The sequence below is a fragment of the Kitasatospora sp. NPDC056327 genome, from assembly GCF_042261735.1.
Taxonomy (GTDB): Bacteria; Actinomycetota; Actinomycetes; order Streptomycetales; family Streptomycetaceae; genus Kitasatospora.
Genome location: NZ_JBHJRC010000352.1, coordinates 1 through 7,998, shown reverse-complemented (window position 1 = coordinate 7,998; position 7,998 = coordinate 1). Strand labels below are relative to the sequence as shown.

Below are 7,998 nucleotides of genomic sequence, written 5' to 3'. Positions count from 1 at the left end.
AGGAGGAGGTCACGCCGACGCTCCTCCCCGGCACCGCCCTCGCCGCCGTCAACTCCCCCACCTCCGTCGTGATCTCCGGCGACACCGACGCCGTCGAAGCCCTCGCCGCCCACTGGCGGGCCCAGGGCCGGCGCACCACCGCACTCAAGGTCAGCCACGCCTTCCACTCCCCCCACATGGACCCGATCCTGGAGGAGTTCCGCACCGAAGCCGCCAAACTGACCCACAGCCGGCCCCGCATCCCCGTCATCTCCAACCTCACAGGCCGACCCGTCGAGCAGTACGACGCCGACTACTGGATCCGCCACCTGCGCGACACCGTCCGCTTCGCCGATGGCATCACCACCCTCCACCACACCGGCACCACCACCTACCTGGAGATCGGCCCGCAGGCGGTGCTCACCGCGCCGGTCCGGGGCACGCTGCCCGACGACCGGCCGGCCGTGGCCGCCGTCCGCCGGGACCGCCCCGAGCCGGTGGCGGTCGCCGCCGCCGTCGCCACCCTGCACGCACAGGGCCACCCGGTGGACTGGGCCGCCTTCTTCGGCGGGCCGGCCACCCCCGTCGACCTGCCCGTCTACGCCTTCCAGCACGAGCCGTACTGGCTGCGGACCCCGGCCCCGGCCGCGGGCCTGGAGCGGGCCGGGCTGGAGAGCGCCGACCACCCGCTGCTGGACGCCGGGGTCGGCCTGGCCGGCGGGGCGGGCGCGGTCTTCACCGGCCTCGTCTCGCTGGACGCGCACCCCTGGCTCGCCGACCACGCGGTGCACGGTGCGCCGCTGCTGCCCGCGACGGCCTTCCTGGAGATGGTGCTGCGGGCCGGCGCCGCCACCGGCAGCGACGTGATCGAGGAACTGACGCTGCGCGAGCCGCTGGTGCTGCCGGAGCACGGCGCCGTCCTGGTCCAGGTGGTGGTGGGCCCGGCCACGACGACCGGCCGCCGCACCGTCACCGTGCACTCCCGGCCCCAGCCCGCGGGCGGGGAGCAGGAACCGGACTGGACGCTGCACGCGGGCGGCATGCTGGCCACCGCCGACGGGGCGGAGCCGGCCGCGGCCGGCCACGACACGGCCTGGCCGCCGCCGCAGGACGCGCGCGCCGTGCCGGTCGACGAGGTCTACGGCCCGATGACCGACGCGGGCGTCGAGTACGGGCCGGTCTTCCGCGCCCTGCGTGCGGCCTGGCGGCGCGACGCCGGGGACGGGCGGGAGCTGTACGCGGAGGTCGCGCTGCCCGAGGACAGCGGGGCCGAGCGCTTCGGCGTCCACCCGGCCCTGCTGGACGCCTCCCTGCACGTCCTCGGTCTGCTCCAGCAGCCCGGTGAGACCCGGCTGCCGGTGTCCTGGTCGGGCGTGCGCTTCCACCGCACCGGCGCCGACGCCGTCCGGGTGCGCGCCGTGCCGACCGGGGACGACTCCGTGACGATCACGGTGTCGGACGCGACGGGCGCGCCGGTGGTGACGGTCGACACCCTGGTGGTGCGCCCGGTCTCCGCCGACCAGCTCCCGGCGGCCCGCCACGACGACCTGTTCCGGGTCGAGTGGGCGGCCGTGCCGCCGGCGCAACCGGTCCCGGGCAGCCACTGGGCGGTGCTCGGCGAGGACGTCCGCGGTCTGGCCGCGGCCGGGCAGGCCGCGCGGTACCGCGACCTCGCCGCCCTGCGCGCGGCCCTGGACGACGGGGCGCCGGTGCCGCACGCGGTGCTGACCCCGTGCCTGCCCGTCGGTGCCGGGGCGCCGGTGCCGGCGGCCCACGCCGCCACCGGCGCCGCCCTGGCGCTGATCCAGGAGCTGTTCGAGGACGAGCGGCTGGCCGCCGCCCGGCTGGTGTTCACCGCCGAGCACGCCGCCGCGGTGACCCCGCCCGGCGAACCGGCCCCCCGGGGCGGCTCCGCCGACGCGTCCCTCGCCGCCTCGGCCGTCTGGGGCCTGGTGCGCAGCGCCGAGTCGGAGAACCCCGGCCGGTTCGGGCTGCTCGACCTCGACGAGGACGACCCCGAGGCGGCCCCGGTCGCGGCGGCCCTGGCCGCGATCGCCGCGGGCGAGCCGCAGATCGCCCTGCGCGGCGGCACCCCGTACGCCCCGCGGCTGGGCCGGGCCCGGGTGGCCCCGGCCGCCGGCGGCCCCGGGCTGGACCCGGAGGGCACCGTCCTGATCACCGGCGGAACCGGCGCGCTGGGCGGCCTGCTGGCCCGGCACCTGGTCGCCCGGCACGGCGCACGGCGCGTGGTGCTGGTCGGGCGCCGCGGGCTGCTCACCCCCGGCGTGGCCGAGCTGGTGGCCGGCCTCGCCCCCGAGGTGTCCGTCGCCGCCTGCGACGTCACCGACCGCTCCGCCCTGGAGAAGCTGCTGGACGGCATCCCGGCCGAGCACCCGCTGACGGCGGTCGTGCACGCGGCCGGTGTCCTGGAGGACGCCACCGTCCGCACCCTCGCCCCCGAGCAGCTGCACCGGGTGCTGCGGCCCAAGGTGGACGCCGCCTGGCACCTGCACGAGCTGACCCGGGACCGGCCGTCGGTCGCGTTCGTGCTGTTCTCCTCGGCGGCCGGCGCCACCGGCAACCCGGGACAGGCCAGCTACGCGGCGGCCAACACCTTCCTGGACGCGCTCGCCGTCCACCGCAGGTCGCTGGGCCTGACGGCGCACTCCCTCGCCTGGGGCATGTGGGCGCCGGACGGCGGCATGGCCGCGACCCTGGACGAGGCGAGCCGGGCACGCACCCGCCGCAGCGGCATCCTGCCGATGACCGCGGAGGAGGGCCTGGCGCTGTTCGACGCGGCGCTCGCCCTGGACGAGGCGGCCACCGTCCCGGCGAAGGTCGACTACGCGGCGCTGCGCGCCCAGGCCTCCGGGGGCGGCCTGCCGCCGCTGTACCGGGGCCTGGTGCGCGGGGCGGGCGCGCCGGCCCGCCGGGCGGCGGCCGCCCCGGCCGGGGTGCCGCTGGCCGAGCGGCTGGCCGAGCTGTCGGAGCCCGAGCGCGAGGACCTGCTGCTGGACCTGGTGCGCGCCGAGGTCGCCTCGGTCCTCGGCCACGCCTCGCCGGTCGGCATCGACACCGGCAGGGCGTTCACCGAGCTGGGCTTCGACTCGCTGACCGCCCTGGAACTGCGCAACCGGCTGACCACCGTCTCGGGTCTGAACCTCTCCCCGACGCTGGTGTTCGACTACCCCACGCCGGCTGCCCTGGCCGGCCACCTGGTCCAAGGGATCCGCCCGGCCCCCGAGTCCGACGAGGCCCGGATCCGCAGGCTGCTGGACGCCGTGCCGTTGGCCCGGCTGAAGAGCGCCGGGGTGGTGGAGCTGCTGACGCGGCTCGCCGAGGGCTCCGACGGTCCCGAAGCCCCCGCCCCCGCCCCCGGCGACGACGACACGGTCGCGATCGACGACATGGACGTCGACGACCTCGTGTCGCTGGCCCTCGAAACGACGGAGTGAAGGAGTCCCCCATGGCGACGCCCGACCAGAAGGTTGTGAACGCGCTGCGCGCCGCGCTCAAGGAGAACGAGCGCCTGCGGCAGGCCGCACGGCTGACGGCCGCCGTCACGCCGGACGAGCCGATCGCCGTCGTGGCGATGGGATGCCGCTACCCGGGCGGTGTCCGCTCCCCCGAGGACCTCTGGGAGCTGGTGGCGAGCGCCACCGACGCGGTCGGCGGGTTCCCGGCCGACCGCGGCTGGGACCTCGACGGCCTGTACGACCCGGACCCGGACCACGCCGGCACCACCTACACCCGGCACGGCGGATTCCTGTACGGGGCGGGCGGGTTCGACGCGGACTTCTTCGGCCTCTCGCCGCGCGAGGCGCTGGCCACCGACCCGCAGCAGCGCCTGCTGCTGGAGACCGCCTGGGAGACCTTCGAACGGGCCGGGATCGACCCGGCCGGTCTGAAGGGCAGCCGCACCGGCGTCTTCACCGGCGTGATGTACGACGACTACGCGACCCGCGCGGTCGACCCGCCGGCCGATCTGGAGGGGTACCTGGGCACCGGCAGCGCCGGCAGCGTGGCCTCCGGCCGGGTCAGCTACGTGCTGGGGCTGGAAGGGCCGGCGGTGACCATCGACACGGCGTGCTCCTCCTCGCTGGTGGCGGTGCACCTGGCGGCGCAGTCGCTGCGCTCCGGCGAGTGCGAGCTGGCCCTGGCCGGCGGCGTCACCGTGATCGCCACGCCGGGCCTGTTCGTCGGCTTCGGCCGGCAGCGCGGCCTGGCCCCGGACGGGCGCTGCAAGGCGTTCTCCGCCGAGGCCGACGGCACCGGCTGGGGCGAGGGCGTCGGCCTGCTGCTGCTGGAGCGGCTCTCCGACGCCCGCCGCAACGGCCACCGGGTGCTCGGCCTGGTCAAGGGCTCCGCGGTCAACCAGGACGGCGCCAGCAACGGGCTCACCGCCCCCAACGGCCCCTCCCAGCAGCGGGTGATCCAGTCCGCGCTGGCGGCGGCCGGACTGACCACCGCCGACGTGGACGCGGTGGAGGCGCACGGCACCGGCACCTCGCTGGGCGACCCGATCGAGGCCCAGGCCCTGCTGGCCACCTACGGCCGGGACCGTCCGGCGGACAAGCCGCTCTGGCTGGGATCGGTCAAGTCCAACATCGGCCACACCCAGGCCGCGGCCGGTGTCGCGGGCATCATCAAGATGATCATGGCGATGCGGCGGCACACCCTGCCGCGGACCCTGCACGCCGAGCGGCCCAGCCCGCACGTCGACTGGAGCTCCGGCGCGGTGCGGCTGCTCGACCGGGCGGTGGACTGGCCCGCCGACGGGCGCCCGCGCCGCGCGGCGGTCTCCTCCTTCGGCATCAGCGGCACCAACGCCCACGTCGTCCTGGAGCAGGCCCCCGAGGACGCGGTCCCCGGGGAATCAGCCACGGGTACAGCCACCGGAACACCCACCGGGACACCCGGCGAATCCCGCGCGGCCGGGCCCGGGCGGGCCGTCCCGTGGCTGCTCTCGGCCCGCTCCGAGGCGGGTCTGCGCGAGCAGGCCCGGCGGCTGCTCGACCACCTCGGCCGGACCGGCGCCGTGGAGCCGGCCGCCGTCGGCTCGGCCCTGGCCGGCACCCGCGCCCACCTGGAGCTGCGGGCGGCGGTCGTCGCCACCGACGCCGCCACCCTCACCGAGGGCCTGACCGCGCTCGCCGAGGGCCGGCCCTCCCCGGTGCTGACCGAGCGTCCGGCCGTCCCGGGCAAGACCGCGTTCCTGTTCTCCGGGCAGGGCTCCCAGCGGCTCGGCATGGGCCGTGAACTGCACGCCGCCCACCCGGTGTTCGCCGAGGCCCTGGACGCCGCACTCGCCCACCTCGCCCCCGGCCTGCGCGAGGTGATGTGGGGCGAGGACGCCGACGCCCTCCAGCAGACCCGGCACGCCCAGCCCGCCCTCTTCGCCTACCAGAGCGCCCTCTTCCGCCTGTTCGAGAGCTGGGGCCTGGTGCCGGACCTGCTGATCGGCCACTCGATCGGCGAGCTGACCGCCGCGCACTGCGCGGGCGTGCTCTCCCTGGAGGACGCCTGCACCCTCGTCAACGCCCGCGCCCGCCTCATGTGGTCCGCCCCCACCGGCGGCACCATGACCGCGATCCGGGCCACCGAGGACGAGATCACCCCCACCCTCACCCCCGGCACCACCCTCGCCGCCGTCAACTCCCCCACCTCCGTCGTGATCTCCGGCGACACCGACGCCGTCCAGGCCCTCGCCGCCCACTGGAAGGCCCAGGGCCGCAAGACCTCCCCCCTCAAGGTCAGCCACGCCTTCCACTCCCCCCACATAAACCCGATCCTGGAGGAGTTCCGCACCGAGGCCGCCGGGCTGAGCCACGCCCCGGCGCGGATCCCCGTCGTCTCCAACCTGACCGGCCTGGTCGTCCGGGAGTTCGACGCCGACCACTGGGTGCGCCACCTGCGCGGCGCCGTCCGCTTCGCCGACGGCCTCACCGAACTCCACCGCCGCGGCACCACCACCTACATCGAGATCGGCCCCGACCCCGTCCTCACCGCCCTGACCGCCGAAACCCTCCCCACCGACACCACCACCGCCCTGCACACCCAGCACCGCGGACGGCCCGAGAGCACCGAGGCGGTCACCGCCCTGGCCCGGGCCCACTGCGCCGGCGCCAGGGTGGACTGGCCGGCCCACTTCGGCCGCACCCCGGCGGCGCAGGCCCTGGAACTGCCCACCTACGCCTTCCAGCACCGCACCTACTGGCTGCCGATGCAGGCCCACGGCACCGACGTCTCCGCCGCCGGGCTGCGCCGCGCCGACCACCCGCTGCTGGGCGCGGCCCTCTCCCTCGCCGACGGCGACGGGCTGGTCCTCACCGGCCGGATCTCGCTCGCGGCACAACCGTGGCTGGCCGACCACCGGGTCGGCGGCGCCGTCCTGCTGCCCGGCACCGCCTTCGTGGACCTCGCGCTGCACGCCGGTGACCGGACCGGCTGCGGCCGGCTGGAGGACCTCGTGCTCCAGGCCCCGCTGGTGGTCCCCGAGGGCCGCACGGTCGAACTCCAGCTGACCGTCGGCCCGGCGGACGAGGACGAGCGCCGCGCCCTGGCGTTCTTCTCCCGCCCGCAGAGCGCGGACGACCGGGAGGAGTGGACCCCGCACGGCACCGGCACCCTGGCCCCCGAGTCCGCCGCCGCCCCGGCGAGCACCGCCGCCTGGCCGCCGCCGGGCGCCGTCCGGCACGACACGGACGCCGTCTACGCCGCACCCGACCCACAGGGGCTGGACTACGGCCCGGTGTTCCGGGGGCTGCGCGCCGCCTGGCACGACGGCGACACCTGGTACGCCGAGGTCGCCCTGCCCGAGGGCACCGACACCACCGGCTTCGGCGTCCACCCCGCCCTGCTCGACGCCGCCCTGCACACCCTCGGGCTCGCCCCGGGGAGCGGGGGCCCGCGTCTGCCGTTCTCCTGGACGGGCGTCGAACTGCACGCGAGCGACGCCACCGCCCTGCGGGTCACCCTCGCGCCGGCCGGCGAGGACACCGTCACCATCACCGGCACCGACGCCGAGGGCGCCCCGGTGCTGACCGCGGAGGCGCTGACCGTCCGTCCGCTGCCCACCGGGCCGGCCGCGGCCGGCCCGGACACGGAGGACCTCTACCAGGTGCTCTGGGCACCGCGGCCGGAGCCCGGGGAGGTGCCGGCGGTCCGCGTGCTGACGGTGGACGGCCCGGCCGGGCTCGCCCGGCCCGAGGCCGGCCAGGCCGAGGTGCTGGTGCTGCGCCCGCCGGCCGGGGACGATCCCCGGCCCGCCCTGGAACTGGTGCTGGAGACGCTCCAGGCCTGGCTGGCCGACGACCGGTTCGCCGACGGCCGTCTCGCGGTCGTCACCCACCGCGCGGTCGCCGCCCAGCTCGGCGAGTCCGTCGCCGACCTGGCGGGCGCGGCGGTCTGGGGCCTGGTGCGCTCCGCGCAGTCCGAGCAGCCGGGCCGGCTCCTGCTGGTCGACACCGACCGCGCGGACGCCGACCCCGCCACCGCGGTGGCCGCCGCCCTGGCCTCGGGCGAGCCGCAGATCGCACTGCGCGAGGGCCGGCCGCTGGCGCCCAGGCTTCGGCGGGTCACGCCGTCCGGCCTGGTCACCCCGGAGGGGCCGTGGCGGCTCGGCCTCACCGAGAAGGGCTCGCTGGAGAACTTCACCCTGCTGCCCGACGAGGAGGCCGGACGCCCGCTCGGCGCCGGCGAGGTCCGGATCTCGGTGCGGGCCACCGGTCTGAACTTCCGCGACGTCCTCATCGCGCTCGGCATGTACCCGGGCGAGGCGCCGCTGGGCTCCGAGGGGGCCGGCGTCGTCACCGAGGTCGCCCCGGACGTCACCGACGTGGCCGTCGGCGACCGGGTGATGGGCCTGTTCACCGGCGGCATGGCGCCGACCACGGTGACCGACCACCGCTACGTGGCGCCGGTTCCGGCGGGCTGGTCGTTCGCGCAGGCCGCCGCCACCCCGATCGTCTACCTCACCGCCTGGTACGGCCTCACCGACCTCGCCGCACTGCACCCCGG

Annotated in this window: 1 protein-coding gene and 1 pseudogene; both read left to right on the top strand. The window is 77.1% G+C overall.

Translation table 11 applies throughout. The features are described from left to right. The coding region (locus tag ACFCX4_RS32305) for an SDR family NAD(P)-dependent oxidoreductase (protein WP_376150330.1) at positions 1–3,434 on the top strand (3,434 nt) is incomplete at its 5' end. A gap of 44 nt (positions 3,435–3,478) precedes the next feature. Then, positions 3,479–7,998 (top strand): annotated as a pseudogene (locus ACFCX4_RS32300) (beta-ketoacyl synthase N-terminal-like domain-containing protein); the annotation flags it as partial.